31 protein-coding genes, 1 tRNA gene and 3 pseudogenes are annotated in these 26,449 nt (G+C 60.1%); 12 read left to right on the top strand and 23 right to left on the bottom strand.

The features are described 5' to 3' along the window. The first annotated feature begins 3 nt into the window (after nucleotides 1-3). Entirely contained in the window at nucleotides 4-1,074 is a 1,071-nt protein-coding gene (locus MET49242_RS10060) for an EscU/YscU/HrcU family type III secretion system export apparatus switch protein (RefSeq protein WP_036282719.1), read from the top strand. Nucleotides 1,075-1,173: 99 nt separating this feature from the next. Here the strand turns inward: MET49242_RS10060 and MET49242_RS10055 are convergent, their stop codons facing one another. The 7 genes from MET49242_RS10055 to MET49242_RS10025 all read right to left on the bottom strand — a co-directional run bounded on the left by MET49242_RS10055 (nucleotide 1,174) and on the right by MET49242_RS10025 (nucleotide 6,083). Beyond that, on the bottom strand, nucleotides 1,174-2,274 hold the full coding sequence (locus tag MET49242_RS10055; RefSeq protein ID WP_036287615.1) for a flagellar basal body P-ring protein FlgI: 1,101 nt from the start codon (nucleotides 2,272-2,274) through the stop codon (nucleotides 1,174-1,176). Then, nucleotides 2,274-2,753 (bottom strand): flagellar basal body P-ring formation chaperone FlgA, encoded by a 480-nt coding sequence (gene flgA / locus MET49242_RS10050; RefSeq protein ID WP_051134111.1) that lies wholly within the window; start codon nucleotides 2,751-2,753, stop codon nucleotides 2,274-2,276. The genes MET49242_RS10055 and flgA overlap by 1 nt, the downstream gene beginning before the upstream one ends. Next, a complete protein-coding gene (flgG, locus tag MET49242_RS10045) occupies nucleotides 2,750-3,538 on the bottom strand; it encodes a flagellar basal-body rod protein FlgG (RefSeq protein ID WP_036282717.1) in 789 nt (262 codons plus the stop codon). The genes flgA and flgG overlap by 4 nt, the downstream gene beginning before the upstream one ends. A gap of 12 nt (nucleotides 3,539-3,550) precedes the next feature. After that, nucleotides 3,551-3,877: a flagellar hook-basal body complex protein FliE gene (locus tag MET49242_RS10040; protein WP_036282715.1), complete on the bottom strand. Its 327-nt coding sequence runs from the start codon at nucleotides 3,875-3,877 to the stop codon at nucleotides 3,551-3,553. After that, complete coding sequence (flgC, locus tag MET49242_RS10035; RefSeq protein ID WP_036282714.1) at nucleotides 3,877-4,296, bottom strand: flagellar basal body rod protein FlgC; 420 nt, start codon at nucleotides 4,294-4,296, stop codon at nucleotides 3,877-3,879. The genes MET49242_RS10040 and flgC overlap by 1 nt, the downstream gene beginning before the upstream one ends. Continuing rightward, nucleotides 4,293-4,673, bottom strand: a complete 381-nt coding sequence (gene flgB / locus MET49242_RS10030) for a flagellar basal body rod protein FlgB (protein ID WP_036282712.1) — start codon at nucleotides 4,671-4,673, stop codon at nucleotides 4,293-4,295. Before flgB ends, flgC begins: the two co-directional genes overlap by 4 nt. A 612-nt stretch (nucleotides 4,674-5,285) precedes the next feature. Further along, nucleotides 5,286-6,083 carry a bifunctional DNA primase/polymerase gene (locus MET49242_RS10025; protein ID WP_036282710.1) on the bottom strand — a complete coding sequence of 266 codons (798 nt, stop codon included), beginning with the start codon at nucleotides 6,081-6,083 and terminating at the stop codon, nucleotides 5,286-5,288. Nucleotides 6,084-6,451: 368 nt separating this feature from the next. Here MET49242_RS10025 and MET49242_RS10020 point away from each other — a divergent pair, with 368 nt between their 5' ends. From MET49242_RS10020 to MET49242_RS24910, 5 genes and pseudogenes are all read left to right on the top strand, one after another. Further along, nucleotides 6,452-6,832, top strand: a complete 381-nt coding sequence (locus tag MET49242_RS10020) for a hypothetical protein (RefSeq protein ID WP_144259558.1) — start codon at nucleotides 6,452-6,454, stop codon at nucleotides 6,830-6,832. Nucleotides 6,833-7,218: 386 nt separating this feature from the next. Further along, the gene (locus MET49242_RS10010; protein WP_144259557.1) at nucleotides 7,219-7,446 is read left to right on the top strand and encodes a hypothetical protein; all 228 of its coding nucleotides are present in this window, start codon (nucleotides 7,219-7,221) and stop codon (nucleotides 7,444-7,446) included. Between the two features lie 156 nt (nucleotides 7,447-7,602). Beyond that, nucleotides 7,603-7,800 (top strand): annotated as a pseudogene (locus MET49242_RS10005) (L,D-transpeptidase); the annotation flags it as partial. Nucleotides 7,801-8,303: 503 nt separating this feature from the next. Continuing rightward, nucleotides 8,304-9,189: pseudogene (locus tag MET49242_RS09995) on the top strand (transposase). 309 nt (nucleotides 9,190-9,498) lie between these two features. Next, complete coding sequence (locus MET49242_RS24910; protein ID WP_144259556.1) at nucleotides 9,499-10,164, top strand: lytic transglycosylase domain-containing protein; 666 nt, start codon at nucleotides 9,499-9,501, stop codon at nucleotides 10,162-10,164. Here MET49242_RS24910 and MET49242_RS09990 read toward each other — a convergent pair. The 6 genes from MET49242_RS09990 to terL all read right to left on the bottom strand — a co-directional run bounded on the left by MET49242_RS09990 (nucleotide 10,145) and on the right by terL (nucleotide 15,158). After that, entirely contained in the window at nucleotides 10,145-10,957 is an 813-nt protein-coding gene (locus MET49242_RS09990) for an IS5 family transposase (RefSeq protein WP_036282700.1), read from the bottom strand. The two genes, MET49242_RS24910 and MET49242_RS09990, sit on opposite strands and share 20 nt — an antisense overlap. Before the next feature lie 179 nt (nucleotides 10,958-11,136). Further along, nucleotides 11,137-11,493, bottom strand: coding sequence for a hypothetical protein (locus tag MET49242_RS24905; RefSeq protein ID WP_144259555.1), 357 nt, complete (start codon nucleotides 11,491-11,493; stop codon nucleotides 11,137-11,139). A gap of 65 nt (nucleotides 11,494-11,558) precedes the next feature. Continuing rightward, nucleotides 11,559-12,557: a YheT family hydrolase gene (locus MET49242_RS09985; protein ID WP_144259554.1), complete on the bottom strand. Its 999-nt coding sequence runs from the start codon at nucleotides 12,555-12,557 to the stop codon at nucleotides 11,559-11,561. Nucleotides 12,558-12,678: 121 nt separating this feature from the next. Further along, complete coding sequence (locus MET49242_RS25865; protein WP_244430779.1) at nucleotides 12,679-13,314, bottom strand: integrase core domain-containing protein; 636 nt, start codon at nucleotides 13,312-13,314, stop codon at nucleotides 12,679-12,681. A gap of 60 nt (nucleotides 13,315-13,374) precedes the next feature. Then, complete coding sequence (locus tag MET49242_RS25860) at nucleotides 13,375-13,707, bottom strand: hypothetical protein (RefSeq protein ID WP_036282695.1); 333 nt, start codon at nucleotides 13,705-13,707, stop codon at nucleotides 13,375-13,377. 470 nt (nucleotides 13,708-14,177) lie between these two features. Continuing rightward, complete coding sequence (terL, locus tag MET49242_RS09970; RefSeq protein WP_158497281.1) at nucleotides 14,178-15,158, bottom strand: phage terminase large subunit; 981 nt, start codon at nucleotides 15,156-15,158, stop codon at nucleotides 14,178-14,180. 208 nt (nucleotides 15,159-15,366) lie between these two features. On the opposite strand from terL, the gene MET49242_RS25525 reads away from it, so the two are divergent. Beyond that, the gene (locus MET49242_RS25525) at nucleotides 15,367-15,531 is read left to right on the top strand and encodes a hypothetical protein (RefSeq protein WP_158497280.1); all 165 of its coding nucleotides are present in this window, start codon (nucleotides 15,367-15,369) and stop codon (nucleotides 15,529-15,531) included. Between the two features lie 93 nt (nucleotides 15,532-15,624). On the opposite strand, the gene MET49242_RS09965 is transcribed toward MET49242_RS25525, so the two are convergent. The 3 genes from MET49242_RS09965 to MET49242_RS25850 are packed head-to-tail and all read right to left on the bottom strand — an operon-like array spanning nucleotide 15,625 to nucleotide 17,645. Next, nucleotides 15,625-16,101, bottom strand: coding sequence for a DUF5681 domain-containing protein (locus MET49242_RS09965; RefSeq protein ID WP_036282699.1), 477 nt, complete (start codon nucleotides 16,099-16,101; stop codon nucleotides 15,625-15,627). Nucleotides 16,102-16,113: 12 nt separating this feature from the next. Next, on the bottom strand, nucleotides 16,114-16,827 hold the full coding sequence (locus tag MET49242_RS25855) for a site-specific DNA-methyltransferase (protein ID WP_202804162.1): 714 nt from the start codon (nucleotides 16,825-16,827) through the stop codon (nucleotides 16,114-16,116). Next, nucleotides 16,824-17,645 carry a ParB/Srx family N-terminal domain-containing protein gene (locus MET49242_RS25850; protein WP_144259552.1) on the bottom strand — a complete coding sequence of 274 codons (822 nt, stop codon included), beginning with the start codon at nucleotides 17,643-17,645 and terminating at the stop codon, nucleotides 16,824-16,826. Before MET49242_RS25850 ends, MET49242_RS25855 begins: the two co-directional genes overlap by 4 nt. A gap of 135 nt (nucleotides 17,646-17,780) precedes the next feature. On the opposite strand from MET49242_RS25850, the gene MET49242_RS26120 reads away from it, so the two are divergent. After that, entirely contained in the window at nucleotides 17,781-18,686 is a 906-nt protein-coding gene (locus MET49242_RS26120; protein ID WP_244430778.1) for a hypothetical protein, read from the top strand. Then, on the top strand, nucleotides 18,605-19,135 hold the full coding sequence (locus MET49242_RS26605; protein ID WP_371212525.1) for a hypothetical protein: 531 nt from the start codon (nucleotides 18,605-18,607) through the stop codon (nucleotides 19,133-19,135). Before MET49242_RS26120 ends, MET49242_RS26605 begins: the two co-directional genes overlap by 82 nt. Before the next feature lie 484 nt (nucleotides 19,136-19,619). On the opposite strand, the pseudogene MET49242_RS09950 reads toward MET49242_RS26605, so the two are convergent. Then, a pseudogene (locus tag MET49242_RS09950) lies at nucleotides 19,620-19,853 on the bottom strand (transposase); the annotation flags it as partial. A 395-nt stretch (nucleotides 19,854-20,248) separates the two neighbouring features. Here MET49242_RS09950 and MET49242_RS24885 point away from each other — a divergent pair. Next, entirely contained in the window at nucleotides 20,249-20,761 is a 513-nt protein-coding gene (locus MET49242_RS24885) for a choice-of-anchor P family protein (protein WP_144259551.1), read from the top strand. Here the strand turns inward: MET49242_RS24885 and MET49242_RS25840 are convergent. From MET49242_RS25840 to MET49242_RS09920, 5 genes are all read right to left on the bottom strand, one after another. Continuing rightward, the gene (locus MET49242_RS25840; RefSeq protein ID WP_244430777.1) at nucleotides 20,735-21,418 is read right to left on the bottom strand and encodes an integrase core domain-containing protein; all 684 of its coding nucleotides are present in this window, start codon (nucleotides 21,416-21,418) and stop codon (nucleotides 20,735-20,737) included. The genes MET49242_RS24885 and MET49242_RS25840 overlap by 27 nt on opposite strands. 12 nt (nucleotides 21,419-21,430) lie before the next feature. Then, complete coding sequence (locus MET49242_RS25835; RefSeq protein ID WP_036282695.1) at nucleotides 21,431-21,763, bottom strand: hypothetical protein; 333 nt, start codon at nucleotides 21,761-21,763, stop codon at nucleotides 21,431-21,433. Between the two features lie 242 nt (nucleotides 21,764-22,005). Next, nucleotides 22,006-22,081 (bottom strand) — tRNA-Ala (locus MET49242_RS09930). A 112-nt stretch (nucleotides 22,082-22,193) separates the two neighbouring features. Further along, nucleotides 22,194-23,567 (bottom strand): PleD family two-component system response regulator, encoded by a 1,374-nt coding sequence (locus MET49242_RS09925; protein ID WP_036282693.1) that lies wholly within the window; start codon nucleotides 23,565-23,567, stop codon nucleotides 22,194-22,196. Between the two features lie 14 nt (nucleotides 23,568-23,581). Continuing rightward, nucleotides 23,582-23,956, bottom strand: coding sequence for a response regulator (locus tag MET49242_RS09920; protein ID WP_036282691.1), 375 nt, complete (start codon nucleotides 23,954-23,956; stop codon nucleotides 23,582-23,584). A gap of 56 nt (nucleotides 23,957-24,012) precedes the next feature. Here MET49242_RS09920 and MET49242_RS09915 point away from each other — a divergent pair, with 56 nt between their 5' ends. Further along, a complete protein-coding gene (locus tag MET49242_RS09915) occupies nucleotides 24,013-24,324 on the top strand; it encodes a DUF3572 domain-containing protein (RefSeq protein WP_036282690.1) in 312 nt (103 codons plus the stop codon). A gap of 49 nt (nucleotides 24,325-24,373) precedes the next feature. Here MET49242_RS09915 and MET49242_RS09910 read toward each other — a convergent pair whose 3' ends face one another. Continuing rightward, nucleotides 24,374-24,784, bottom strand: coding sequence for a heme-binding protein (locus MET49242_RS09910; RefSeq protein WP_036282689.1), 411 nt, complete (start codon nucleotides 24,782-24,784; stop codon nucleotides 24,374-24,376). Between the two features lie 169 nt (nucleotides 24,785-24,953). Between MET49242_RS09910 and MET49242_RS09905 the strand changes: the two genes are divergently transcribed. Further along, nucleotides 24,954-26,447, top strand: a complete 1,494-nt coding sequence (locus MET49242_RS09905; RefSeq protein ID WP_036287597.1) for an FAD-linked oxidase C-terminal domain-containing protein — start codon at nucleotides 24,954-24,956, stop codon at nucleotides 26,445-26,447. Nucleotides 26,448-26,449 lie beyond the last annotated feature (2 nt).

Genomic DNA, 26,449 nt, shown 5'->3' with positions numbered 1-26,449 from the left:
TGAGTGTCGGAGTCGGACGATCCGGAATCCAGAACGGAAGAAGCTACCGAGAAAAAAATCCGCGATACGGTCGAGCAGGGAAAGCTCCCTTCCTCTCGCGACGTCGGCACAGCGTTCGGTATATTCGCCCTTCTCGGCGCCTTCAGCTTTCTTGTCGACGCTTTGACGCCGCGCTTGATCGAAGCCCTTGGGTTGTTGATTGCGAATGTCGGCGAGTTGCCCCTTCGCTCCGGCGCGGATGCTTATCGCTACGTTAGTGTAGTTAATCTTGAGCTTGGCCGATATCTTGGGCCGATTCTTCTGGGATTTGTCATTGCGGGGCTGGTCGCCTCTTTCACGCAAGGCGCGCCGCAATTTGTCTTCGATCGGGTTCAGCCGGATCTCTCGCGGATTTCGATAATTGCGGGGTGGAAGCGGATTTTTGGCTTAGCCGGTGTTGTGGAGTTGCTCAAATCCGTTGTGAAGATGATCATCGTCGGCGGCGCTGTGATATTTGCCGGACTGAGCGACCATGCGGCGCTGGTGGACGCCATGCGTACCGATCCCAGTCGTCTGCCTGGACTCACGCTTCGCCTGATCATTCACCTTACGAGCGTCGTCGCAATTTCCGTCGGGGTTCTTGCGGCGGCGGATTTCGTTTGGGCCCGCTTCAAATGGCGGCGTGATCTTCGCATGAGCCGACAGGAGTTGAAAGAGGAGTTCAAACAGGCGGAAGGCGACCCCTTGGTAAAGGCTCGCATGCGATCGCTTGCAATGGATCGTTCGCGACGTCGAATGATGGCTTCGGTGCCAAACGCGACTTTTGTCGTCGCCAATCCAACCCATTATGCAATCGCCTTGCGCTATGTGCGGGAGGAGGGCGGCGCGCCTCTCGTTCTGGCGAAGGGAAAAGACCTCATCGCTCTGAAAATTCGCGAGATTGCGGAGCGGAACAATGTGCCGGTTTTTGAAAAGAAGGAACTGGCGCGCGCGATGTACGACATGGTCGAAGTTGACAGAATGATTCCGGCGGAATTCTATCGCCCGGTTGCTGAACTTATTCACTTCCTCAGTTCGGCGGCGGCTCGGCGATAGATTGCGGGGATGAAGATTATAGGGGTGTTCGGGTTGGAATGGGCTTGCCAAAGATGAGTCGGCATTTTGCTCTCAACTATCCGGATGTCGTGCATTTGCTTATTGAATGATGAGATCGGCCTGCAATGCGCCCGCGCTCTTGATAGCCTGCAGAATGGAAATGATGCCGGTCGGCTTCAGGCCGACCTGGTTCAGTCCCTTTACAAGTTGTTTCAGAGTCGGACCTGCGATGATGGCCACCTTGGCCTCGGTCTCGGAGGCCGCGATATTGGTTTGCGATGTGACAACCGTACGGCCGTTTGAGAATGGCGCCGGTTGCGATACTTCGGGCGTCTCAGTGACGCGAACAGTAAGCGCTCCGTGCGTGACGGCGACGGGCAAAATTTGAACGTCCTGGCCGATGACGACGGTCCCGGTACGTTCGTCCATGACAACGCGCGCCGGCGTTTCCACCGCAATCTTGAGCTCGCCGATTTCGGCGAGAAAGCGCGTTGCGTGACAGTCACGGGGCAGGGCGAGGGCGACGCTGTGATCGTCGCGTTCACGCGCGGTCGTCATGCGGTAGCGCTTGCGCGTGTAGTTATTGACAGCGTCAGCGATATGTACCGATGTTGCGTAGTCGGGATTGCGCAATTGCAAAATTAGCCCGCCGTCGCTCGTGGTGGCTCTCGGGGGTTCGCGCTCGATCGTCGCGCCATTGGGAATGCGGCCGACGGTCGCCACGCCGTGGGTTAATGTTTCGCTCTGTCCCTGCGCGGCGAAACCGGAGACCGCTATCGGACCCTGGGCAATGGCGTAAACCTGTCCATCGACGCCGGAGAGGGAGGTCAGCACGAGCGTTCCGCCCATCAATGACGTCGCATCACCCATCGACGAGACGGTGACGTCGAGGGTTGTCCCCCAGTTCATGAAGGGCGGCAGCGACGCTGTCACCATGACCGCAGCTATGTTTCGCGTGCGCATGGTGTTATTGGGGCGAACATTGATGCCCATGCGATCGAGCATGGCGGACGTCGCCTGCTCGGTAAAGGGCGAATTGCGCATCGTGTCGCCGGTGCCCTGCAAACCGACAACGACGCCATAACCGACGAGCTGATATTCGCGCGGGCCCTGAGGATAGGTGATATCCTTGATCCGGACCAGCGCGCTAGCCGGCGTAACGACAAGGAAGACCGCGGCGATGACCAGTGAGCGTCGCATCATCCCTCGCTGACGAGGATCGAGCCGTCGGACTGAACGCGACCGGAGATGAACAGGCCGCTCTCCTGATTGCGAACTCGGATGACGTCGCCCACGGCTCCGGACTGTTGTGCGACGCCGTATGTCGTTATCTGCATGCCGCCTTCTGAAAAGACGATCCTTACTTGCGCTCCCACTTTCACGACATGCGGATTATCAACGGCGATCGTGGGAATAGGTTGGCCGGGTAGCAAAGTGCGGCGAGCGACCTTGCCGACGAGGCCAGTCCTCGAGAGAAAGACGAGCGCGTCGGCGCCATTGGGCAGGCGATAGTTCTTTTCCTCGAGGACCTGATCCGTGATTTGATCACCGGGATAGATCGTGACGCGCGGAACGGGAACCTGACTCTCCTGGGCTCTGGCGGCGACGAGCGTGAGCGTCATGCTTGCGACGACAAAGAAGGTGAACGATCGAACGTGCGCGCCCGAATTGCGAATCATCTGATGCCCTTCGAAATCGTGCCGGCCATTTCGTCGGCTGCCTGGATGACTTTGGAGTTGAGTTCGAAAGCGCGCTGCGCGGAAATGAGACTGACGAGTTCTTTGACTGGATCGACGTTGGAGCTTTCGAGATAGCCCTGGTTGATCACGCCAAATCCCGGATCGCCGGGAATGCCGACGATCGGCTGGCCAGAGGCGTAGGTCTCGCGGAAAAGATTGCCGCCAAGGGCTTCCAGCCCAGATTCATTTGCGAAGTTCGCGACGGTGAGCTGACCGATCTGCTGCGGCTGAGTCTGTCCGGCGACTATTGCTGACACGATTCCGCTCTGACTGACGCTCACATTTAGCGTATTGTTGGGTATGGTTATCGTGGGCGTGAGCAAGTAACCGTCGACGGTGACCAATTGTCCGTTGTTGTTCGTGCTGAATGAACCTGCGCGCGTGTAAAGGGTTTCGTTGTCTGATCCTAGGATCTGGAACCAGCCGCGTCCGTTCATGCTGAGATCGTACATGTTGCCGGTATTGGTCAGCGGACCTTGTTGCTGCAGACTGCGAACCGCGGCTGCGCGCACGCCAAGGCCGAATTGCGCGCCTTGAGGAACTGTCGCGTCGCGACCGCGGTTGGAGACGCCCTGCAAGCGGTCGGTCTGATAGAGAAGGTCGGTAAATTCGGCGCGCGAGCGCTTGAAACCGGTAGTGTTGATGTTGGCGATGTTGTGCGCAATGACTTCGATATTCTGTTGTTGCGCGCTCATGCCCGTCGCCGCAATGGCGAGTGCTCTCATGACTCTTACTCCTCAAATCGCCATTCGGCTGATTTCCTGGTAGGCGTTCACAGCCTTGTCGCGCAGCGCGATGACGGTGTTCAAATCGCGTTCGGCGGACATTATGGCGTCGACGACCTTATGCACGGCGAGTTTGCCTTCTACCCCGCTGATCGCGGCCGCTTCTCCGGATTTGAGCGAGTCGACCGCATCGGCGGCGAACTTTTGCAACACTTCGCCGAATGACGAGCCAGCGGCGTCGGCCGCGGGCCTTGCGCTTTGCGCCTGGGCGAGAACCGTGGTCGCCGTTTCGGCGGCGGCGCCAACGGCGGCGGATATGATTGGAACGAGGGGAGTCATCAGGCGCCTTTCAGGAGATCGACCGTCATTGCAATAAGATCGCGGCTTTGCTTCATGACCTGCAAATCAGCTTCATAGGCGCGATTGGCTTCGCGCATGTCGCCCATTTCGACGAGAAGATTGACGTTCGGTCGTTTCACATCGCCGTTCGCGTCTGCAGCCGGATTGCCGGGGTCGTGTTCGATCGTGAAGGGCGTCGGATCGACGCCGATCTGATTGACGCGCACGAGCCGGACGCCGGAAGCGCGATCGAGTTCGTTGGCGAACGAAATTGTCTTGCGCACATAAGGATCGGCGCCGGGCGTGTTCCCCGTCGATTGCGCATTGGCCATGTTTTCGGAGACGATGCGTAAACGCGCGGATTGGGCGGCGAGGCCGGCGCCGGCGACCTTTAGGGAGGCGTCGAGAGGATCGGTCATGATCTCACCGCTGAAAGCCACATGTTATGAAAGGAGCGCAGGATATTGGTGTCGAGGGTGTACGCGCCTCTAATTTCGCCTGCCTTTATCATTTCCAGTTCGGGTGAAACGGAGTTGCCGGAGTGCGTCGTCTCCCAGCCGTCGGTGGGCTTTGTAGCGGCCGCATAGGCTTCGGATTGTGAAGGATGCATGTGCAACGGGTTCGAGCCCGCCATTTCGAGAGCGCTGCTTTCCATGACGCGTGCGAAGGGCATGACATCGCGCGCGCGGTAGCCCGGCGTGTCCGAGTTCGCGATGTTTTGTGCAACCAGAGACTGTCGCGTCGAGAGCCAGCTTCTTTGGTGATCGATGAGATTGAATAGATGCACCGGCTCCATATTCGGCCTCACATGACTGAACATGGTCAAGCTAGAATGCGGCGCTTGTCTCAGACTGGATGGTAACCTTAATGATTCGTTACCGTTCGAGCGAAGTGCGTAGCTCGGGTCGAACGCGCGTTCGTTGTCGAGCCCGGCGTCTGATTTGAACTATCGGCATGATGTTAACGATTTATTAAGAATTTCACCGCGCAGTTGGACGGCTTCGGATACCGGTAATGCTATTGATACGACGAATGCGCAACAGGAGATGGCAAAGCACTAAACTTCTTAGAAGAAAACATAGTTTATATTGTTAGCTTTTTTGGCGTACGCAATAACTTTATGCGATCTGAGTTGCTTACTCGAATCGACGGTGGGCCTGTTCGGACGGCGTTTTTTCAGGAGCTTAGAGTGATACAAAAGACAATTCTTTCAGTGCGGCCATGACCATGGCGCTCTGCGCCGGTTCGGCCCTTGCAGCTGATCTTCCCACCCGCAATGGCCGGCCCGCGTTCGTGCCGCCGCTGCCGGGTTCTTCTGGACCGACGTCGATGCCGGTGTGAAGATCGGTTTGGACCGAATTGATCGACACGGGGGATGGCTGGGCCGAAGGAATTTCGCGCAAAGAGTCTATTCTTGATCTTGCTCGTTTTCAACTTCGTGCAAACGCGTAATGCTCGCGACGACGTTGGCGACCTCGGCGTCGTCCAATGGAGGACGACACCGCGCCTTGTTCCATGCGAGCAACAGTTCGAGAGCGACGCCGGGGTTAACGTTGTGCCATAGCAGATGGCCGGTGAGCGACGCGATCGACGAATTGCGCTGTCCCTCCGCGACGCCCTCCTGCACCAGTTGGCGCCAGTCGTTGAGCGACCTGCCGGCGCGCGCGCCGTGAATCGTCGTCAACAGCCATCGTGGAAGCGGCGCCAGCGCTATCTCGTCGGGGCCATGTCCGCTGGCCCATTGATAGGGCCTTCCGCTGGGATGGACGGACGGTGGAGCGACGATATATCCGCCGTCCCCACGCAAATCCACGCCTTGCGCGAGGCCGGCGCGATTGCGCGTCAAAAAGCCGGGATGCGTAAAGTAAAAGTGACGGCCGCCGCCCCCTGTCACGGCTTCAACAGTCGGGGGAAGCGGGCGATAGCGACGCTCCAGCTGTTTCAGCGCAATGTCGCCGCCATGCTTGGGATCAACGTCGAGCACAATAAGATTTGAGACTTCGCCGGTGACGATTCCAATATTGGCGTCCGGCCATCGCTCAAACCAGTCGACAAGATCGTCCTCGGTGGGGCGTTCGCGTTGCAGTTTTCGCCAGGCGGCCAGCGGTCGCTTCTCGCGCGGACGCAAAGGCAACACGGACCATCCGCGCGCCAGGTAACTCCTGGCGACCTTCACGCGATGCGCCGATCCTTCTGAATGGACCATCCGTCATCCTCATCGCGAACGCTGAACATCGATCCGAACACAGTATCAAGCGACGTTCTCGCCGCTCGAACAATACTCGCAGCGCTCCCGGTCAGCCATCATAGGCAGAATATCCCAAACGTGACAGGGGTCGGGATTAACTCAGCCGCTGCTAATGAGTAGCGATCCCGGCGGCCTTGAAACCGAAAGTGTGGAGGACGGCGATATTCGATCGCGGACGGCCGGCGCCAGCGCATGAGGCGGCGACTATGGCGGGAGCGATAAATCGCGCTACAAATGAGGAAATCAAAGCGCGCTCTGGCGATATTGGGCAAATTTTCGCCGGGCGCGAGCATTGCGGTTTTCAGCAAAAAGCCGGGGAGCGATGGATGTCCGAACGCGAAACCGTTGACGTGACAGAGCAGGAACTGGCGACTGCGCTCGACGCCGTATTGACGGAGCTTGTCGAATACCGGCTCTCTCGACCGCGCTCGACGGACCTCATTCTGCTTGCGCCCGCGCCGCAAACGGCTTTGCAGAAGCGCGCAGCGCTCTTTTCGCGGATCGCGAGAGACCCTTTCGAAGGGTCCCTTCTCTTCACTCTCCGGGGAATCGGCGAAGCATTGTTTTCACTTGGCGGCACGAAACTCATGCGCGACGTTCTGCAGGAGGTCGCCGCGCGTGACCCGGAAAACGAATGCCAGCGCCTGAGCCCTGCGGATTCCCAATGGGACGGCATCGGAAATCCGGACGATTTATGGATCTCCTGAATGAAATGCGACGCTCCATGTCGTTTTGTAACGAAGCGCGAGGATACAGGACTCAATCAATTCATTGAAAAGCGCGTTACGGCGGCGAAGCTATCCGTTAAGAAACAGTCGCCTGAAGCGCTGCGTGTTTGCCGCATATTCCGGGACCTGAGCAGGAGGTCGCTCGTCGTCCTTGCGGCGCTATCGGTGACGGGCTGCGCGGTGGGGCCAAATTTCAAATCCACCGGCGGTTGAGAGCTTCACCTCGGACAAGCTCGGCGCTAAGCGGCCGACGAGTTCCCCGAGACCTTCTGGGTGACGTCGCTCAATTTGCCCGGCGGCCTCCCGCTCACGCGGCTTCGAAAGTCGTGCGTCAGCGTCCGGACGTCCGTGGCGCCGAAGCGAATATGTACGCCGCGGCCGCGCAGGTCGGCGTCGCCATTGCAGCGCGACTGACCAATGTCACGTTTTCGCCTTCGGGTGGCTTCCGCACCGAGGACACCGCCCGCCAAAACCTCGGCATTATCCGGGATGAAGTGCGCTCCGACAGTTTCAGCCAGTTCGAGTTTCTGAACGATCAGCAGGCCTATCTCAATGCGAAGATCGCGCATTTTCAGGGGCAGGGGACCAATTGAACGACATCGTCGCGCTGTGGTCATGGTGCTGCGCGGGGGCTGGAAAGACGACAGGCTGCGCGACTTGCCGCCGGTCGTCTCCGGCGAGACTGGCGACGCCCCAATTCGTCTTTTCCGGAGCACGCCGGCCTCGCGGGGCGGCCCTGATTTCCGGTCGGCGCGCCGAATAACCCGATGGGGACGCGCGCCATGTTGCTCATTCGCGGCGAGGTCGCCATCCACGGCACGACGAACAAGATGCGCGCCTCGATCGGAACGGCCGCCTCTTATGGCTGCATCCGCATGCGGAACGAAGACGTCGCGGATCTCTTCGACCGCGTGAGCGTCGGCGCGACAGTCATCATGCAGCCCTGAGGCGCATTTCATCTGGGGAACCGACGCGGCGACCGTCCGCTCCTGACTTTTCCGGCGCGCTGCTCTCCCCTCGCGCATCATGTCCTTATTCTGGAAATGAACGGCGAGACATATCGGCTCCGGCGATCGGAAGCGCGCCGCCGCAAAGATCCGGCGAAGTCAGACGAGCCGGTCGTCGATCCCGCGACCGGAGAAATCATCCCAGCGCAGCCCCACGAAAAAAGAATTTCGCGACCGTCATCAAGGGACCCGATCGGCGCCTTTTGACGACGGCGATCTCGCAAGGTTGTGCTGGTTATTTGCCAACATGACGGCCGGCATTTGCGCCGCCGTTGACACGCCATGAGACGAAGCATGCTCCAACTTTCAGCCCCATTCCAGTCAGCTGGGAGTTGCGGCAGGCAAAGCCACGTGGCCGCGCTCGCCAAACCTGGACGCTTCTAAGAACCTCGCCAAATCGGCGTGTTTCTGATTCTCTGGGAGAGAGGATTGGAGGCGGATCGATGCGGGGGCAGCCTGGCTTTTTCGACGTCGACGAGGGGCTGAAGCGGCTGAGCGGGTTCGGGGATGACCTCGAAGCGTTCTCGGCGGCGGTCGATTTCGAGATGTTTCGCGCCGACCTCGTCGCGACGCTCGGCTATTCCGACGGCGCGAAGGGCGGGCGCGATCGAGGGGCTGTTCGCGTGTTTCGATGCGGCGTTGCGGGCCTCGGGGTATATCGCCATGACGGGCCAGATCGTCGACGCGACGCTGGTCGCCGCGCCGAAGCAGCGCAACACCGAGGACGAAAAGAAGGCGATCAAGGAGGGCCGCAGTCCGGACGGCTGGGCGGAAAACTCCGCGAAATTGCGGCAGAAAGATCGCGACGCGCGCCGGACCATGAAGTTCAGCAAGGGCAAGGAGCGGCCGGACGGAACGAAGCCGCCGGTCGACATCGCCATCCCGACCTTCGGTTATCAGAACCATATCTCTATTGATCGGGGCTTCGGCTTCATCCGCACATGGACGGCGACCGACGCCGCCGCCTACGAAGGCGCGCGGCTACGCGAAGGCCTGCTCGACAAGATAAACACCGCAGCGTCCGTATGGGCGGACACAGCCTATCGCTCGGCGGCCAACGAAGCCTTCATGGCGAAGAACGGCTTCGTCAGCCGCATTCATCGCAAGAAGCCGAAGGGACGACCGATGCCCAACGCGGTCCGTCGGGCGAACGCTTTGAAATCGACCGTTCGCTCGCGCGTCGAGCATGTCCTCGCCGAGCAGAAGGACAGGATGGCCCTCTTCATCCGAACGATCGGCATCGCCCGCGCCAGGTTGAAAATCGGGATGGCCATCCTCGTCTATAACGTCAAGCGGCTGGTCTTCTGGCAAAGGATCGCCGCCACATGACGCGCCGCAGGAGCCGAGAGGCCCCGGCCGCGCGGCGCAGACCCCTCCCGTCTCTTCCTGTCAGCGAAATCACCGCCTCGCCAACGCCGGCGGCGTGTTGATAGAAGCGTCCAGCTTTTTGAGCAGCGACAATTGTTCCCACACCAATTCTCGTCGGACTACATCATCGATTTGTCAGGATTTAATTTCCGACAAGGGCAGCTGTAGAGATGAGAGGTCGCAGGTGCGCCGGCATCGACAGCAGCCGCGTGGGCCCTCGGATCGAGTGCTTTGCGCCGCCAAATATTAAGTATTTGTTAGGAATTATATTTGCTTTCTTATCTAAGGCAGATGCTTGTTCCGCGATTTTTGATGCATGCGGTGGCCATGACATATCAAAACACAGCAGGTGTGGTTCACGGCGATTTTGCAATTCAACGCCCATGTGAAAAGCTCCCGAATGAGTTAACCGGACCCGCCGAGCGCCACGGACAACAAGCTATCGCAGGTCGTGAGTATACGCGAGCAAGTGGGCATTTCTTGCCGTATCTTGCCATTATTGCGCCTTTGTCGGCAGTTGTTGAATTGCCACCCACGGGTGATTGCGGCCGTGAAAATGCTCAATTTTCGCCTTCTAAGCAGCGTAGGGGCAATTTTAAAGTCCTTCTACTTATATTGCTTCCGCTCGCCTGTTTTGGTCTCACATGCGGTCTTATGCCGACACTGGTCGAACCAACGCTCATAGAGCCGCCTCCTCGGCCCGTGCTTGACGCCTCCTTCGAAAGGCTGGTTGATCAAATTGTAGCGACCGAGTCCCGAGGAGACTCGAATGCGAAAAACAAGCGATCCAGCGCGACGGGGGCCGGCCAATTTTTGGACCAGACCTGGTTGGAGCTCGTACGGGCGCATCGTCGAGAGCTTCTCACAGGCCGCACAGAAAAAGAGGTGCTCAATCTACGCAAAGACCTAGAGGGTGTTATGCACCTTGGATCATGAAATCTGCTGCGCGCTTGAGCATGAGAAATGCGAAGGCGACGACGTGGAGTCCTGCGAGGGTCTGAGCATAGCGCTCGTAGTCTTTGACGAGCCGCCTGCATCGCGTCGCCCAGGCGAATGAACGCTCGACCACCCATCGCTTGGGCAACAGCACGAAGCCCTTCTTCGCTTCGGCAAGTTTGACGACGCACAGTTCGGCGCCTTGCGCCTTCGCCGCCTCGGACGCCTTTTCGCCGGTGTAGCCCTGATCGACATAAACGAGTTCGACGCTTTCGCCTGTCACATCCTGCACGGCTGCGATGAGCTTGCCGACCTCGGCGCGGTCATCGACATTCGCCGGCGTGACATGCAACGCCAGCAAATGGCCCAATGTGTCGACTGCCATGTGCAGCTTCGAGCCGCGCTTTCGCTTCGCGCCGTCATAGCCCGCTCGTGGGCCGCTCTCAGGGGTCGAGCGCAAGGTGCGGCTGTCGATGATCGCCGCCGTCGGCTCCGCCGCCCGCCCGGAAGCGACGCGCAACTGGGCGCGCAGATCCTGCGCAAGCGCCTCGAACACGCCCGCCGACAGCCAGCGCTGCGATTGCTGATACACGGCGAACCATGGCGGCAGATCGTTGGGCATGGCGCGCCAGGCGATGCCGTAGCGCAGCACGTAACGCAGGCCGTTGAACAGCTCGCGCAGCGAATGTTGACGCTGCGGCGCGCCTTCGTCCATGAGCGTCAGATAAGGCGCAACCAGCGACCATTCTTCGTCGCTGACGTCAGACGGATAAGGTTTGCGAATCGGAGACATCCGATTCTACTAAGACAATCAATCACCAAAGTACATAACACCCTCTAGGGCTTAGTCGTGAGATGACAAGACGCTTTATCGAACGGAACGCCATCACACTAGCGAAGCGGGGATTGCCAGTGACGCCAAGCACGCTTTACCTGGCTCACTTCGCTGGTCCGGCGGGAGCTGTCCCTATTTTAACCTCTCCTGGCGAGGCCGACGCCGCTTTGGTGATGGCCAATGCCGATTCCCGCCCCGAAGTGACCCGCACGAAAATTCTGAATAGCAATCCGTTCCTCCGCGACTTCACCGTTGAAGATCTGAAAAATTGGGCCAAAATGAAAATGGAAGGCATCGCGACACGCTGATGATGACCATCGATACAGCTGGACGAAAAACCAGCGGTCGGTATTGGTCGGCTTGGCGCGAGCGCCAACCTTGCGCCGCAAGATGATCAATTGTTGTCCGAGCGCTGCGTTCTCCGCTTCAATTCGGCCTCTCGACTTGAAGGGTGACGCCAGGATGGCCACCAGTAAGCTGATCAGCGCGATCATCTGGCCGAACCAGCCGATTTCGTCGCCACACCAACGCGGATGAGATTTTCGACACGCACGCCGACTCACATTTCAGGCTCCAAGCCGAGTCTCTGCGCGAGCCACCATGCCGTCACCCGATCGTGCCAGGGAACGCGGCTGTCGCGGCCGTGAAAGCCGAGGTGCCCGCCACGGGGGCTCAACATAATCTCGATCGCCGGCAAGCGCGACCAGTTGACGCCGGCGAGGCATTCGGACGGTATCCACGGATCGTCGAGCGCATGAAGGATGAGCGTCGGCCGAGTAATTGTCGCGAGGAAGTTTTTTGCGGAATTGCTTTCGTAATAATCCTCCGCGTCCCTGTAGCCGAAGCGTTGCGCGACGAAGCGGTCGTCGAACTCGTAAATGCTTCGGGCGCCAGCGATGGCGCTGCATTCGCGTGTCGTAAGCGCCGCGCCCTGCGCTAGGGCCTCGCGCTTCATCTCCCGAAGCAAATAGGCGTGATAGGCGAGATTGCGGCGGCTCATCATGCGGGTGCAGCTCGCGGCGAGATCCAGCGGAACGGACACGGCGACGGCTGTGAGCACCGGGAGGCCGTGGCAGCCTTCGCCCATGAATTTCAGGACGAGATTGCCGCCGAGCGAATGTCCCAGCAGGATGATCCCGTCGCCGCGAAGATTGGCCGGCAATTGACGGAGGGCCGCCGCGAGATCCTCGGTCTTGCCGGCGTGGTAGCGCCCGGTCGAGGTCGCGCGCGACAGGAGCGTTCCGCGCAGGTTGAGGCGCAGCACCGGCCATCCCTCATGCATGAGATGGCGCGTTGTCGCGACGACGGCGAGGCTGCGCTCGGAGCCGGTGAGGCCATGGATGAGCACGACGAGCGGTCGCGCGCTCGGCCACGCCGGAAGGTCGAGTCGGGCCGCCAGCCGATCGCCGTCGGGCATCGTCAGCAGCAACCTTTCGCCACCCGGAAGATCCGGCGGGCCGCCACGCAGGAGGTTGCGAACCGTTTGCAGGTCCGCTCCAAACCAGGGCGCCCGTTCCCGGAACGGCGGAACCGGAGCGGTCCCGCGCAAGTTTGTCAACTGGAGATCCTCCACATGGCGTTTTCTCCGCTGACAGAGAATTTAGGGCTGGGCAATGCTGAAGCGAAATCGGCGCGTGCCCGCTTTTTGAACTTAATACCAATCCTGTCCTTGTCGGAAATTAAATCCGGACATATCGGTGGCGTAGTCCGCCGAGAATTGGTTTGGGAACAATGCGTCCGACGGCCTGAATGGCGCGCGGCATGGGTGCGTCTTTGTTCAATGAGAGGTGAGTCCGCGCATCATTGTAATAGGCCATGTAAGAAAGAAGCACGTGGCGCAGATGCCGCTCGCCGAATACGACGACATGATCAAGACACTCTCGTCGGATCGAGCCAATCAGCCGTTCCGCACAGCCCTTCTGCCAAGGCGAGCGCGGCGCGGTTGGACGGTCACGAATGCCCATGGCGCGAACGCGGCGTTTGAAGATCTCGCCATAAGCGCCGTCGCGGTCGCGAATGAGATATCTCGGCGCGGGATCCCAGCCGCAGGCCTCAGTGAGTTGCCGGGCAATCCACTCGGCGGTCGGATGCGGCGTCACGCCGAGCCATAGCAGCCGCCGTCGGCCGTGGCGTAAAATCAGCGGACCATACAGTAACTTGAAGGAGACTGTCGGGACCACGAACAGGTCCATCGACGCAATGCCGTCGGCGTGGTTGCGGAGAAAGGTCTTCCAGCCTTGCGATGGCGGTTTCCTACGCTTCGCCATGTACTTGGCCACCGAGGTTTGGCCAATATCGACGCCGAGCTTGAGCAATTCTCCATGGATCCTCGGCGCTCCCCACAGGGGATTGGCCAGGCTCATGTCGCGGATCAGTTACCGGAATTCCAGCGCCACTTTTGGCCTGCCGCTGCGAGGTTGCGACTTCCTCCGCCAGAACAAACCAAAGCCGGCGCGACGCCAACGAATAACCGTCTCGGGCGTTACGATCGCCAAAGCGTCAGTAAGCCGTGGCGCAGCCTGATAGAGCCCAGCAAAAATCAGACGATCGACGATGCTGAACGCCAGTCGCCTCGCCGATTTTCTGCGCAGGACGTTGAGTTGCTGGCGCAGCGCGACGATCTCCGTCTCCAGTGACGCTCTGGATCGGAACAGGTCGAGGATCGTCCACCAGACCAGCTTGAACACGTCCGACATGAGACGAAGCATGCCCCAACTTTCAGCCGCATTCCAGTCGGATTGAATTTGCGGTAGGCACAGGTCTCCAAGACGCCGGCGTCGTTTTCGACGGAAAACGAAATTTCGCGCGCAGAGACCGCCGCCGAAATCGCGCTCGGAGTCTCCGAAATTGCGGTCTCTGACGCCGCTTCGGAGCCAAACGCGTCGCTAAGTCCCGGATATGCCGGGGACTACCGATATGGGCAAAAGGGGAGAAAGTTCAGGGAGTTGTGTGGTGGCGGAGGCAGTTCCGCCAAACCGGTCTCTGGCACGGCGTTTCCCTCAGAGCAGGGAAAAATGCAGGGAAAACGGAAAAGCTGAAGGAAAGTGTCGAGGAGGGGCGTATGGCCCTTCACGCGCCCGCCTCGCCCCATTAGGCCGCGGAGCCTCGCGACCGCTCCATTCTGGGAAATCATCCGCTGAGCATCATTTCACGCGGTCAGTAGCTTTATAATGTCGGATCACGCTTTCGGGTCGCGTCGGACGATATCCCGGCGACGTGGGTCCTTGCGAATGAGCGGCTGATCAAGAGGCGTCCGAGCGGTCAGCCAGTTGAGGGCCTGCGAGGTCGCGTCGACCTGATCGTCATGCGCCGAATTGGGGAAACCAAGGAGTTCGTTCAAATAGGTCGCAAGCCAGGGGGCCGATCGGGGCAGGTGGACCTGCCCCGATTCGAAGCGGGCCGCCTGCGCCAGAAGCCGGGCGAGCTTGTCCCGTTGCGGCCGTTGCGCGATCGCCCGCAAATGACCGGTTCGATGAAGGTCTTGCGCTAACGCCCGGCCGAGTTCGGTGTCCTCGATTAAAGTAGCAGAGGCATTGTGGCGTTCATGCAATTCGATAATTGCACGCCGCAGCTCTGGGGCTTCGAGTTTGGCGCGGTAAACCTCCAGAAGGTAAAAATCGAGACCGACGGCCCCCCAAACGGCGCCGACGGACCAATCGCTGGTCTCGGATAGCGTCGACGCCGTGTCCCACGAAACAACGACGCGGTCGAAGTGGGCAGGGGGAACCGCATAGTAACGTAGCCAGTCGCGTTTGATGACGTTGCCGCCTGCGGGAACGGGCGCTTGTTGATACTGCGCCGAGAAATTCATGCTGCCCTGAGCGCGGCGAATTTCATCGAGAATACGCATCGGTTCGCGGCTTTGGTGCAAAACTTCGCCAGCCCGCCGAAAGTAAATGTCGTCTGGGCGGTCGCTCAACTCAAACGTTTTGTCCTCGGGGGCGATCGCCGGGATAGAGAGGACCTCCCACCCATCGGGCTCGAGCTCGAGGAGTCGTCCAACCAGGTCGTCTTGATGCCGCCTTTGCATGACGATCACGATGGCGCCATTCTGCTTGTCGTCGAGACGCGTGCAGAGCGTGCCGATGTAGAAGTCCCAGACGCGCCGGCGTTCCGCCTCGGAAAGCGCATCGAGCGCCTTGATCGGATCGTCGATCACGATCAGGTCGCCGCCGCGGCCGAGAATGGCGCCGCCGATTCCCGAAGCGAAACGAAATCCGTTGGCGCTGGTGACATATTCGTGGCGGCGTTGCACCGAAGAGCGCGGCAGCAAGGCGGGAAAGAGGGCGCGGAACCAGTCACTCTCCATAACGTTTCGCGTGTCGATCGCCAGCTTTCGCGCCAGCTCATCGGCATAGGAGACGGCGATGATGCGCTTCGTTGGATCACGCCCCAGCACCCAGGCGGTGAAGGCGACGCTGACGGTGATTGATTTCATCGACCGCGGCGGGACATTGATGATGAGGCGCTTGATCTTGCCGCTGGCGACTTGCGAAAGTCGCCAGCAGATATGGTCGATATGCCAATTGTGATGATAGGCTTTGCCGGGCTCAAGCGTGCGAAAGGTCCTTTCGACAAAGCTCGGCAGATGTTAGCGATACAGGGCGCGCGCGACGCGGGAGAGATCAGCCATTATCGCCCTCCCGATCGCCGCTGCAGAGTTGCGCGCCTTCATTCCCGACGGACTTATCCTTCTTGCTTCGCCGCTTGTGGGGCGGTTTAGGTTCTCGCTCGGCGAGCACGCGTTGGAGGATCGCGAGATCGTCCGCGCTGGTTTCGGCTTCCTGGTCGTCCGCCGACCTGAGCAACAGCGGGCTGCGTTCAAGAATCGTAATGATCGCGCGCATGTCGCCTTTCAGTCCGCTTTCGACGAGACGCATGAGAATCGCGTCGAGCGAGGAAATTTCGCGCTTTTCTCCATCTATCGTTACCTTAATGGGACGTTGCAGAGCTGCTTCGAAGGCGCGCCCCAGATCAATGGCGCCCTTCTTCTTGCCGCCGGGGTTGCCCGAAACTCCTTTCGGCCAGCGGCTGTGCAAGGGCGGTTTGCCCTTGCCCACGCTGTATTCCCCGCGCTTCGGAGGATTTTTCGACTTGGTCACGATCGCCTCCCATTAAGCGGAGCGAAGGCGATTGCGCGCCCGAACGGGCCGTGATGACGACGCGTCGTGGCGAATCACGGTAGAGACAGCGTCTTCGTTGCTGACGTTTGCGCGACGAGCGGCCTCCTCGGCGAAGGTGAGGCCAGTGTCGGCGTGGCGCGCCGTCTCGCCTGACCATTTCTCCCAGCGGCGAATGGCGACATCTGTGTACTTGGGTTCGAGTTCGATTGCGCAGGCGCGGCGACCAGTCTTGGCGGCGCCGATAATCGTGGTGCCGGATCCGGAAAAGGGATCGATGACGAGATCTCCGCGATCCGAAACGTCACGGATCGCGTCCGCGATCATGGCGCAATTCTTGACGGTAGGGTGGTCGGCGAGCTGTTGCTGGCGGTCGCGTCCGAACCCCGCGAGCCCGGGGTAATTCCACACGTTAGTGCGGCAGCGTCCATGACGGCCGAGTTGCACGCGGTTTTTGTGAGGCGCTCCGCCTTTTTTCAGCACGAAAACGAGTTCGTGTTGCGAGCGATATAAACTGCCCATGCCGCCGGAGCCCTTGTTCCACACGCAGACGCACAGTAAGGTGAGACTGGTCGAGCGGGCGGCGTTGAGAACCTCGCGCTGGTGTCTCCAATCCATGAAAATAGAGAGGACCGCGCCTGGGACGAGCGAGGCTGACGTCGTTTGCAGGAATTCGGTGAGGAATTTCGTGAATTCCGCCTCACTCATCTCGCCCGAGGCCATTGCGAATTCAGGGTGAATGGCTTTCCGAGTCCGCTGACATGGCCGTTGATTTTTACGTTGTAAGGAGGATCACAAACGGCCAGCTGCGCCAGAGAGCCGGCCATGGCGCGCTCGTAGACTTTCGGATCGCGCGCGTCGCCGCAGATCAGGCGATGCTTTCCCAGAAGCCAGAGATCACCGGGGCGGGAAATCGGCGCGTCAGGAGGCTCCATTTCAAAATCGTCATCGGGATCAGGCGCGTCGCCGCTCTTCGTGGTTTCGATCAATTGATCGATCTCGGCGAACGAGAAACCGGTTGTTTCCAGTTCGAAATTCAGAACGCATTCCGCCTCCATTTCGATCAGGCTCGAAAATTCGATGGCCAGAAGGCGTTGGTCCCAGTCTGACAATTCTGCGAGGCGATTATCTGCGATTCGTAGGGCTTTGATCTGCGCCTCATCGAGGTGGTCGATACGAATCACTGGAATTCGCGCGAGCTCGAGAAGCTTCGCTGCCGCCAGCCGACCATGGCCGGCGATCACATTTCCTTCGGCGTCGATAAGCAGCGGGCTCACAAAACCGAAAGATTTTACGCATTCCGCGATTCGTTCGATTTGATCGGCGGAGTGCGTTCGGGGATTTTTTTGATATTCGTTTAGGTCAGAGGGCGCGACGTAGGCGACCTTAAGGGCCAGCTCTGGCGCAAGCTTGAGCGGCTGTTCGACCGATTGCAACGCGCAGTCGCCGGCGTTGTGCGACACCGAATTAGCGGCGCGGGCGGTCTGTGAATTTGACGGAAAAGTACGGGCCTTGGGCTCGCCCATAGCGCGCTCCTCGAAGCATGGATAACGAAAGCCCGCCGCGCATGACGCGACTGGCGCTTTCGCCCGTGCTGCCTGTGCCTACCGCAAATTCAATCCGACTGGAATGCGGCTGAAAGTTGGGGCATGCTTCGTCGCATGTCGGACGTGTTCAAGCTGGTCTGGTGGACGATTCTCGACCTGTTCCGATCCAGAGCGTCACTGGAGGCGGAGATCGTTGCGTTGCGCCAGCAACTCAACGTCCTGCGCAGAAAATCGCCGAAGCGGCCAACGTTCAGCACCCTCGATCGTCTGATTTTCGTCGGTCTGTATCTGATTGCGCCACGGCTTACTGACGCCTTGGCCATCGTAACGCCCGAGACGGTTATTCGTTGGCGTCGCGCTTTCTTTGGTTTGTTCTGGCGGTGGAAGTCGCGACCTCGCAGCGGCAGGCCAAAAGTGGCGCTGGAAATCCGGCAACTGATCCGCGACATGAGCCTGGCCAATCCGCTGTGGGGAGCGCCGAGGATCCACGGAGAATTGCTCAAGCTCGGAATCGATATTGGCCAAACCTCGGTGGCCAAGTACATGGCGAAACGCCGAAGGCCTCCTTCTCAAGGCTGGAAGACCTTTCTCCGCAACCACGCCGACGGCATTGCGTCGATGGACCTGTTCGTGGTCCCGACTTTCTCGTTCAAGCTACTGTATAGCCTGCTGATTTTACGCCACGGCCGACGACGGCTGTTATGGTTCGGCGTGACGGCGCATCCGACCGCCGAATGGCTGGCCCCGCATCTCACGGAGGCCTGCGCCTGGGATCCCGCGCCGAGATATCTCATTCGCGACCGCGACAACGCTTATGGCGAGATCTTCAAACGCCGCCTTCGCGCCATGGGCATTCGTGACCGTCCAACCGCGCCGCGCTCGCCCTGGCGGAACGGCTGGCCGGCTCGATCCGACGGGAGTGTCTTGATCATGTCGTCGTGTTCGGCGAACGGCATCTACGCCATGTGCTTCTTTCTTACATGGCGTATTACAATGATGCGCGGACTCACCTCTCACTAAACAAGGACGCGCCCATACCGCGCCATTCAGGCTGTCGGACGCATTGTTCCCACACCAATTCTCGGCGGACTACACCACCGATATGTCCGGATTTAATTTCCGACAAGGACAGGGCGGCATCGGCGGAGCATTATTGGCCAGTGGAGCCGTGGGCTACATTTCATCCGCTATCATTGGAGCTATTATTGGAGGCGGTATCGGAATGTTCATGTAGGCGCAAACATGACGTCAATCCGCCGCGCTTTGAGAGCGGACCCGAAGTAACACGTGTAGGCTCACATTGCCCTTGGCTTGTCCCTATTGGCCCGACTCCGTGCCAGGCTTTTTCTTTGGTGGTAATGATGCAATCCGACTGCGACAACTGCGCGCATGACAAGCTGTCGCATTGGCCCCGGGATGCGCGGGAAGCTATTTCTGCAGGGACACATTCCCTCCCAACTATAACTTGAGCCCGGCTCCACGCTGGGCTCAATCTTTTTGAATCGCACGCCTGTCCCGCCACCGTTAGTCGCCGGCCGCCTTTGCATACGATTTCGGCTGCCTCCGGTCACCTTACGGTCTGTCGGAGACGCGCGCTGCATCCTTGTCGCTCAAAGATGTTTGCATAATTTCGCGTTTGCCGGCGAACCTGAAACACGGTTACTGCGCCACCATTCCGATGATGGCATCGCCCTTTCTCATTGACGGCCGCTGCGATTTCATCGGCCGTCATCCATTTGTTCCCGTGTTCGTATAGAATTGCAGCAATTTCTCCACAAAGCGTGATGTGCTTGCTTTCCATTTTCGTTGGCTCGGAATTGTCGCGTCAATCGCTGCCAAAGTTATACCAAGTCGTATTCATTATAATCCATAAATCCCTTCGCGTAATGCGATGGACATGATGCGCCAGGGCTGCTCGACGAGCTTGTTCTATGCCTCGCAGTGTCAGTTCGCTATCTTGGCGTGAAGCGTCTTCAAATCGACGGCCGCCTTCTTGGGCTCCGTCTTCTCCTGCCCGAACACGCCCGCCGCGCCTTCCAGAAGCTGACTTTTCCAGATCGTGATCTGGTTCGGATGGACGTCGAACTGCTGCGCCATCTCGGCCAGCGTCTTCTCACCCTTGATAGCGGCCAATGCCACCTTCGCCTTGAATGCCGGAGAATGCGTCCGGGGGCTCCTCTTCGTCATCGAATGCTTTTGATTCGCGGTGAGAATCCTCGTCGGCGTCAGGTAGAAAATCCACTTATGTCACTGTCCGAATTTGCGAGGCCAGCTCTCCTGCGATGAGGCGTAGGCTGAGTGGACATCGGAAATAGAGCCAGAAGGACGCAACATTCGCGCAGTCAAAATTGCAAAGGTCAAGATTGCTATTATGTCGCGCCGACATTCACAATTATTTGCGTTGCAGCACATACCAATCGACGCCTCTTGATTGTAAACATTGTTTTGTGGCGGGTTGTCCATCGTCCCCGCTTAGCATTAAACGAAGAAAGAAACGTATGATGTTGCGAAAACTCGAAGCGGCAGTAACTTGCCTTACTGAAATTCTCCGCAGACGACCCTTCCCACTGTTTGTAGTCCTCATGGCAAGCGTCCTAGCCGAGTTGTCTTCGCCCGGCGTCGCGCTCGCATTGCCGAACGGCACATATCAGGGCAATGCTTTCGCCACGAACTCCAATATCAAGGTAGGTCTGATTGGCGTCGCCTTGGGCAACACCGCCTTTATTCCTTGCCCGTGCACAGGTACGAACGGCGATACGCTGAGCAGCAGCGTGAACTCGCTCACAGCGGGCGTGGGTGGCAACATTCTCAATGGGGCCACTGCCATCAGCACGGTGCATACGGCCGAAACTACAACTGCGAAGATCGTGAGGAACAGCTCCACAATCCAAGCGCTAAACCTGCTCAACGGCCTGATCACGGCCGATGCCCTCATGGCGGTAGCCAACACGACTGCAACTGACTCGGCCGTCATCAGTGATGCCGATGGTTCGACCTTCGCCAACCTCAAAATTGCGGGCGTTCCAGTCGCGGTCAATGTCGCACCGAACACCTGTCCTTGTCGGAAATTAAATCCGGACATATCGGTGATGTAGTCCGCCGAGAATTGGCGTGGGAACAATGCGTCCGACAGCATGAATGGCGCGCGATATGGGCGCGTCCTTGTTTAGTGAGAAGTGAGTCCGCGTATCATTGTAATACGCCATGTAAGAAAGAAGCCCGTGGCGCAGATGCCGCTCGCCAAACACGACGACATGATCAAGACATTCCCGTCGGATCGAGCCGATCAGCCGTTCCGCCCAGCCGTTCTGCCAGGGCGAGCGCGGCGCGGTTGGACGGTCACGAATGCCCATCGCGCGAAGGCGGCGTTTGAAGATCTCGCCGTAGGCGCCGTCGCGGTCGCGTATCAGATATTGCGGCGCGGGATCCCAGCCGCAGGCCTCGGTCAGTTGCCGGGCCAGCCATTCGGCGGTCGGATGCGCCGTCACGCCGAGCCATAGCAGCCGCCGTCGGCCGTGGCGTAAAATCAGTTGGCCATACAGTAGCTTGAAGGAGAACGTCGGAACCACGAACAGATCCATCGACGCAATGCCATCGGCGTGGTTGCGGAGGAATGTCTTCCAGCCTTGGGAAGGAGGCCGGCGGCGTTTGGCCATGTACTTGGCCACCGAGGTTTGGCCAATATCGACGCCGAGCCTCAGCAATTCTCCATAGATCCGCGGCGCTCCCCACAGGGGATTGGCCAGGCTCATGTCGCGGATCAGTTACCGGAATTCCAGCGCCACTTTTGGCCTGCCGCTGCGAGGTTGCGACTTCCTCCGCCAGAACAAACCAAAGCCGGCGCGACGCCAACGAATAACCGTCTCGGGCGTTACGATCGCCAAAGCGTCAGTAAGCCGTGGCGCAGCCTGATAGAGCCCAGCAAAAATCAGACGATCGACGATGCTGAACGCCAGTCGCCTCGCCGATTTTCTGCGCAGGACGTTGAGTTGCTGGCGCAGCGCGACGATCTCCGTCTCCAGTGACGCTCTGGATCGGAACAGGTCGAGGATCGTCCACCAGACCAGCTTGAACACGTCCGACATGAGACGAAGCATGCCCCAACTTTCAGCCGCATTCCAGTCGGATTGAATTTGCGGTAGGCACAGGTCTCCAAGACGCCGGCGTCGTTTTCGACGGAGAACGAAATTTCGCGCGCAGAGACCGCCGCCGAAATCGCGCTCGGAGTCTCCGAAATTGCGGTCTCTGACGCCGCTTCGGAGCCAAACGCGTCCCTAAGTCCCGGATATGCCGGGGACTACCGATATGGGCAAAAGGGGAGAAAGTTCAGGGAGTTGCGTGGTGGAGCCAGACGGAATCGAACCGACGACCTCTTCAATGCCATTGAAGCGCTCTCCCAACTGAGCTATGGCCCCATCTTTTTATTTACCCGCCTCTTGGGGGAGGCGTTGGCCGGCGAAGCGCCGACGGGCGGTGTATAGTTCAGGCGGCGGCCGGCTGCAAGCCCGGTGTTGCGCTTTTGCGCGATTATGCGGCGGCGGCGGTCACGCGGTTGCGGCCGGAGGCTTTGGAGCCATAAAGCGCCTTGTCTGCGCGGCGCAGCAGGGCGTCGGCGTTGGCGTCCGCGCCGCGCTCGGCCAGGCCGATCGAGGTGGTGACGGGAATCGTCCGCGTCGCCGCCGGGTCGATCGGAAACTGGCCGCCCTCCACGGCCGCGCGCACGCGTTCGGCGACCTTTTCCGCGACGACCAGCGGCGTGTCGGGCATGACGACGACGAATTCCTCGCCGCCAAGCCGGCAAACCAGATCGGCTCCCCGGACGACGCGCTTGATTCGCTGGGCGAAGACCTTCAGCACCTCGTCGCCGGCGTCGTGGCCATAGGTGTCGTTGACCGACTTGAAGTGATCGATGTCGAGAATCATCAGCGAGAGAGGGCGGCCATTATGGGCGGCGTGCTCCAGAGCGCTGGCGAGGTGTGATTCGAGGAAGCGGCGGTTGTTGAGGCCGGTCAGCGCGTCGACCACGGCGAGTTCGATCGCCGCCTGCACATTGTCACGAAGACTGTCGGCGTAACGCTTGCGGCGCAATTGCGTGCGGACGCGGGCGACGAGTTCATTGCGGTCGATCGGCCGCACGATGTAGTCGTTCACGCCAAGGTCAAGTCCGCGCAGAATGCGCGGGCGGTCCTCGAGATCGGCGAGCAGCAGGATCGGAATCGAGCGGGTGCGCTCCAGCGAGCGGAGCTGGCTGCAAAGCCGCAGCGCGTCGAAATCGGTCAGATTGAGGCTGACGATCACGAGCTCGTAGCCATTCTCCGCGGCGCGGAACAGCGCCTCCTGCGGATGCGGCTCGATTTCGACGTCATGCAGGTCGCGCAGGGCGGCGACGATGCGGTCGGAGGAGCCGGCGCGGTCCTCGACGAGAAGGATGCGGCCTTTCGCGCCGTCGTTTGGCGTCTGCGCCGACAGATGGTCGATAATGCCGAGATTGGCCGACGTGGTGGCGCGGGCGCGCAACTCATCGAGCATGATCTTGAGCCGCGTCAGCGAGCGAACGCGGGCGATCAGCGCGAGTTCGTCCACGGGCTTGGTCAGGAAGTCGTCGGCGCCGCACTCCAGACCACGCACGCGGTCGGCCGGCTGGTCGAGCGCCGTAACCATTACGACGGGGAGATGCATGGTCGCGGCGTCGGCCTTCAGGCGCGTGCAGACCTCGAAGCCGTCCATGCCGGGCATCATGACGTCGAGCAGCACGATGTCGCATCGGCCGTCGCGGCAGAGCTCCAGCGCCTCGGGGCCATTGGTCGCCGTCACGACGTCGAAATATTCGGCCGAAAGCCGCGCCTCCAGCAGTTTGATGTTGGGAAGCAGGTCGTCAACGATCAGCACGCGCGCGGTCATTTCGCCGTGGTCTCCTACTTCTTGTCCGCAAGGAAGGAATTTACCGTCTCGAGGAATTTCGCGACGGAAATGGGCTTGGAGAGATAGGCCTCGCAACCGCCCTGGCGGATTTTTTCCTCATCGCCCTTCATGGCGAAGGCGGTGATCGCGATGACGGGAATGTCGCGCAGCTCCTCGTCGTCCTTCAGCCAGCGCGTGACTTCCAGCCCGCTGACTTCCGGCAGCTGGATATCCATCAAGATCAGGTCGGGATGGTGCTCTCGCGCAAGGGCGATCGCCTCCACGCCGCTCTTGGTGCGCAGCGTCGCATGGCCGTTGGCCTCCAACAGATCGTTGAAGAGCTTCATATTCAATTCGTTATCCTCTACGATGAGGACCGTTTTCGTCATGGGGCCAACTCTGTGGACGCGATACCGTTCGAGAGACGGTTAGCATGGGAAGATTAATGAAAAGCGCCAAAGACGGTTTGGGTTCCCGACTGAAAAAGAACGAAATTGCCGCCCCGCCCGCGGAGCTGGCGCTGCGCGCGCTCGCCTTTCTCAGCCAGGACGATGAGAGGGTTTCGCGCTTCCTCGCGCTGACGGGGCTCGATCCCGGCGAGGTGCGCGGGCTTCTGGGCGAGAGGGGCTTTCAATTGGCCGTTCTGGACCATCTCGCCGGCGACGAAACGCTGTTGCTGGAGTTCGCGGTCGCGGAGTCGCTTCCGCCGGAGGCCATTGGCCGAGCCCGGCGGGCGCTGGGCGGCGGCGAGGAATAGGCGCTTTCTCACCCTCCGTCGCCGACGCAGTTAATAATCAGTTAAATTCCTACGCCCCTTCGGCGAGCGCGTCCGCGCCGGCTTTCGCGACCTGTCCATCCTGAAAGGACTGCACGCCCGAGACGCCTATTGCGCCGACGACATGGCCCTCGTGCATCAGCGGCAGACCGCCCTCGACGGGCGTGATCTGGGGCAGGCTCAGCAGCGCGACGCGGCCGCCCGCCACCACCTCCTCCAGCGCCTTGGTCGGCCGGCGAAACAGCGCGGCCGCACGGGCCTTGTGCTGGGCAATTTCGCAGGAGGCGGGCTGCGTCCCGTCGAGTCGTTCAAAATAGACCAGCAGCCCCGCGTCATCGACAATCGCAATGACGACGCTCCAGCCGTTGCGTTGCGCTTCGCGCGCGGCGGCCGCCGCGACCCTCCTGGCGTCGGCGAGCGTGAGCTCGAATTTCGTTTTCATTGATCCTCCAATGACTTATTAATGGGTCGTCGCAGCGCCGCGCGCGTACTTGCGCCGTTCCCCCGGCTCGACTAGGGAAACCAAGGCGCGGGTGTTGGCCGTTCAATCCCATGTCGCCGCGGCCGGCGCAACGGCCGCCTGCGGACGCAAAATGGGGGGGCGCATCGGAATGACGCTATTGATGCCAGCGCCGGAGACGGAAATCCTCGCGCGCCGCGACGAACTCATTGAGCGCCTTCGCGCCATTCTCCCCGCATCAAACCTCATCGTCGATGAGACGGCGCGCCGCGCCTATGAATGCGACGCCTTCACCATGTATCGCGCGCTCCCGCTCGTCGTCGCGTTGCCGGAGACGGTGGAGCAGGTGAGCGCGATCATGGCGCTGGCCGCCGATATGAATGTGAAGATCGTGCCGCGCGGCGCCGGGACGTCGCTCTCCGGCGGCTCCATGCCGCTAGAGGACGGCATTCTTCTCGGCATGTCGAAGTTCAATCGCATTCTCGAAATCGACTATGAAAACCGTTGTGCGCGCGTGCAGCCCGGCGTGCAGAATCTCGCGATTTCCAAAGCCGTCGAGGCCGAGGGATTCTATTACGCGCCGGACCCGTCCTCGCAGATCGCCTGCTCCATCGGCGGCAATGTCGCCGAGAATGCGGGCGGCGTGCATTGCCTGAAATACGGCCTGACGACGAACAACATTCTCGGCCTCGAGGTCGTGCTGATGGGCGGCGAGGTCGTGCGCCTTGGCGGCAAGCACCTCGACAGCGAGGCGTATGATCTGCTCGGCATCATGACCGGCTCCGAGGGGCTGCTCGGCGTCGTGACCGAAGTCACCGTGCGCATCTTGCAGAAGCCCGCCGTCGCGCGTTGCCTGCTGCTCGGATTCACGAGCGTCACCGCCGGGGCGCGCTTCGTCGGCGCGGTGATTGCGCGGGGCATCATCCCCGGCGGTATGGAGATGATGGACAGGGCGACGATCCACGCCGTCGAGCGCTTCCAGCCCTGCGGCTATCCGCTCGACGCCGAGGCGATCGTCATCGTCGAACTCGACGGAACGCAGGCCGAGGTCGATCATCTCGTCGGTGTCGTGGAGAAGATCGCGCGCGACGAAGGCGCGACGACCGCCAGGGTTTCAACCAGCGAGGCCGAGCGCCTGCAGTTCTGGGCAGGGCGCAAGAACGCTTTTCCGGCGGTGAGCTGCATCAAGCCCGACTATCTGTGCATGGACGGCACCATTCCGCGCGCCCGTCTCCCCGATGTGCTGACGGGAATGGATGAGCTTGCGAAACAACATGGATTGCAGGTCGCCAATGTGTTTCACGCGGGCGACGGAAATTTGCATCCGCTGATCCTCTATGACGCCTCGAAAGAAGGGGATGTCGAGCGCGCCGAGAAGCTCGGCTTCGACATTCTGCGTCTCTGCGTTTCCGTTGGCGGCGTGCTGACGGGCGAACATGGCGTTGGCGTCGAGAAGCGCGATCTGATGAGCGAGATGTTCAACGAAACGGATCTCGAGCAGCAGATGCGCGTCAAATGCGCCTTCGATTCCATGAATCGACTCAATCCCGGCAAGGTGTTTCCGACGCTGCATCGCTGCGCCGAATTCGGCATGATGCATGTTTCCGGCGGTAAAACGACTTTCCCCGACCTGCCGAGATTCTAGCG

Source organism: Methylocystis sp. ATCC 49242, from assembly GCF_000188155.2.
Lineage (GTDB): Bacteria > Pseudomonadota > Alphaproteobacteria > Rhizobiales > Beijerinckiaceae > Methylocystis.
This window is presented reverse-complemented; position numbering and strand designations above follow the sequence as displayed.

Bases quoted from the DNA above. Each gene is read 5' to 3' on its own strand.
- flgB (WP_036282712.1), bottom strand. From the start codon at position 4,673: ATGGAGCCGGTGCATCTATTCAATCTCATCGATCACCAAAGAAGCTGG.
- flgA (WP_051134111.1), bottom strand. From the start codon at position 2,753: ATGATTCGCAATTCGGGCGCGCACGTTCGATCGTTCACCTTCTTTGTC.
- MET49242_RS25855 (WP_202804162.1), bottom strand. From the start codon at position 16,827: ATGAGTGAGGCGGAATTCACGAAATTCCTCACCGAATTCCTGCAAACG.
- MET49242_RS25850 (WP_144259552.1), bottom strand. From the start codon at position 17,645: ATGGGCGAGCCCAAGGCCCGTACTTTTCCGTCAAATTCACAGACCGCC.
- MET49242_RS09990 (WP_036282700.1), bottom strand. From the start codon at position 10,957: ATGTCTCCGATTCGCAAACCTTATCCGTCTGACGTCAGCGACGAAGAA.
- MET49242_RS10020 (WP_144259558.1), top strand. From the start codon at position 6,452: ATGTCCGAACGCGAAACCGTTGACGTGACAGAGCAGGAACTGGCGACT.
- MET49242_RS10025 (WP_036282710.1), bottom strand. From the start codon at position 6,083: ATGGTCCATTCAGAAGGATCGGCGCATCGCGTGAAGGTCGCCAGGAGT.
- MET49242_RS10040 (WP_036282715.1), bottom strand. From the start codon at position 3,877: ATGACTCCCCTCGTTCCAATCATATCCGCCGCCGTTGGCGCCGCCGCC.
- MET49242_RS26120 (WP_244430778.1), top strand. From the start codon at position 17,781: ATGTCGGACGTGTTCAAGCTGGTCTGGTGGACGATTCTCGACCTGTTC.
- flgG (WP_036282717.1), bottom strand. From the start codon at position 3,538: ATGAGAGCACTCGCCATTGCGGCGACGGGCATGAGCGCGCAACAACAG.
- flgC (WP_036282714.1), bottom strand. From the start codon at position 4,296: ATGACCGATCCTCTCGACGCCTCCCTAAAGGTCGCCGGCGCCGGCCTC.
- MET49242_RS25525 (WP_158497280.1), top strand. From the start codon at position 15,367: ATGATGCGCTTCGTTGGATCACGCCCCAGCACCCAGGCGGTGAAGGCG.
- MET49242_RS09925 (WP_036282693.1), bottom strand. From the start codon at position 23,567: ATGACCGCGCGCGTGCTGATCGTTGACGACCTGCTTCCCAACATCAAA.
- MET49242_RS25840 (WP_244430777.1), bottom strand. From the start codon at position 21,418: ATGAGCCTGGCCAATCCCCTGTGGGGAGCGCCGCGGATCTATGGAGAA.
- MET49242_RS09915 (WP_036282690.1), top strand. From the start codon at position 24,013: ATGAAAAGCGCCAAAGACGGTTTGGGTTCCCGACTGAAAAAGAACGAA.
- MET49242_RS09910 (WP_036282689.1), bottom strand. From the start codon at position 24,784: ATGAAAACGAAATTCGAGCTCACGCTCGCCGACGCCAGGAGGGTCGCG.
- MET49242_RS10010 (WP_144259557.1), top strand. From the start codon at position 7,219: ATGTACGCCGCGGCCGCGCAGGTCGGCGTCGCCATTGCAGCGCGACTG.
- MET49242_RS09905 (WP_036287597.1), top strand. From the start codon at position 24,954: ATGACGCTATTGATGCCAGCGCCGGAGACGGAAATCCTCGCGCGCCGC.
- MET49242_RS24905 (WP_144259555.1), bottom strand. From the start codon at position 11,493: ATGATCGCGCTGATCAGCTTACTGGTGGCCATCCTGGCGTCACCCTTC.
- MET49242_RS24885 (WP_144259551.1), top strand. From the start codon at position 20,249: ATGGCAAGCGTCCTAGCCGAGTTGTCTTCGCCCGGCGTCGCGCTCGCA.
- MET49242_RS09920 (WP_036282691.1), bottom strand. From the start codon at position 23,956: ATGACGAAAACGGTCCTCATCGTAGAGGATAACGAATTGAATATGAAG.
- MET49242_RS25835 (WP_036282695.1), bottom strand. From the start codon at position 21,763: ATGCTTCGTCTCATGTCGGACGTGTTCAAGCTGGTCTGGTGGACGATC.
- MET49242_RS25860 (WP_036282695.1), bottom strand. From the start codon at position 13,707: ATGCTTCGTCTCATGTCGGACGTGTTCAAGCTGGTCTGGTGGACGATC.
- MET49242_RS10055 (WP_036287615.1), bottom strand. From the start codon at position 2,274: ATGCGACGCTCACTGGTCATCGCCGCGGTCTTCCTTGTCGTTACGCCG.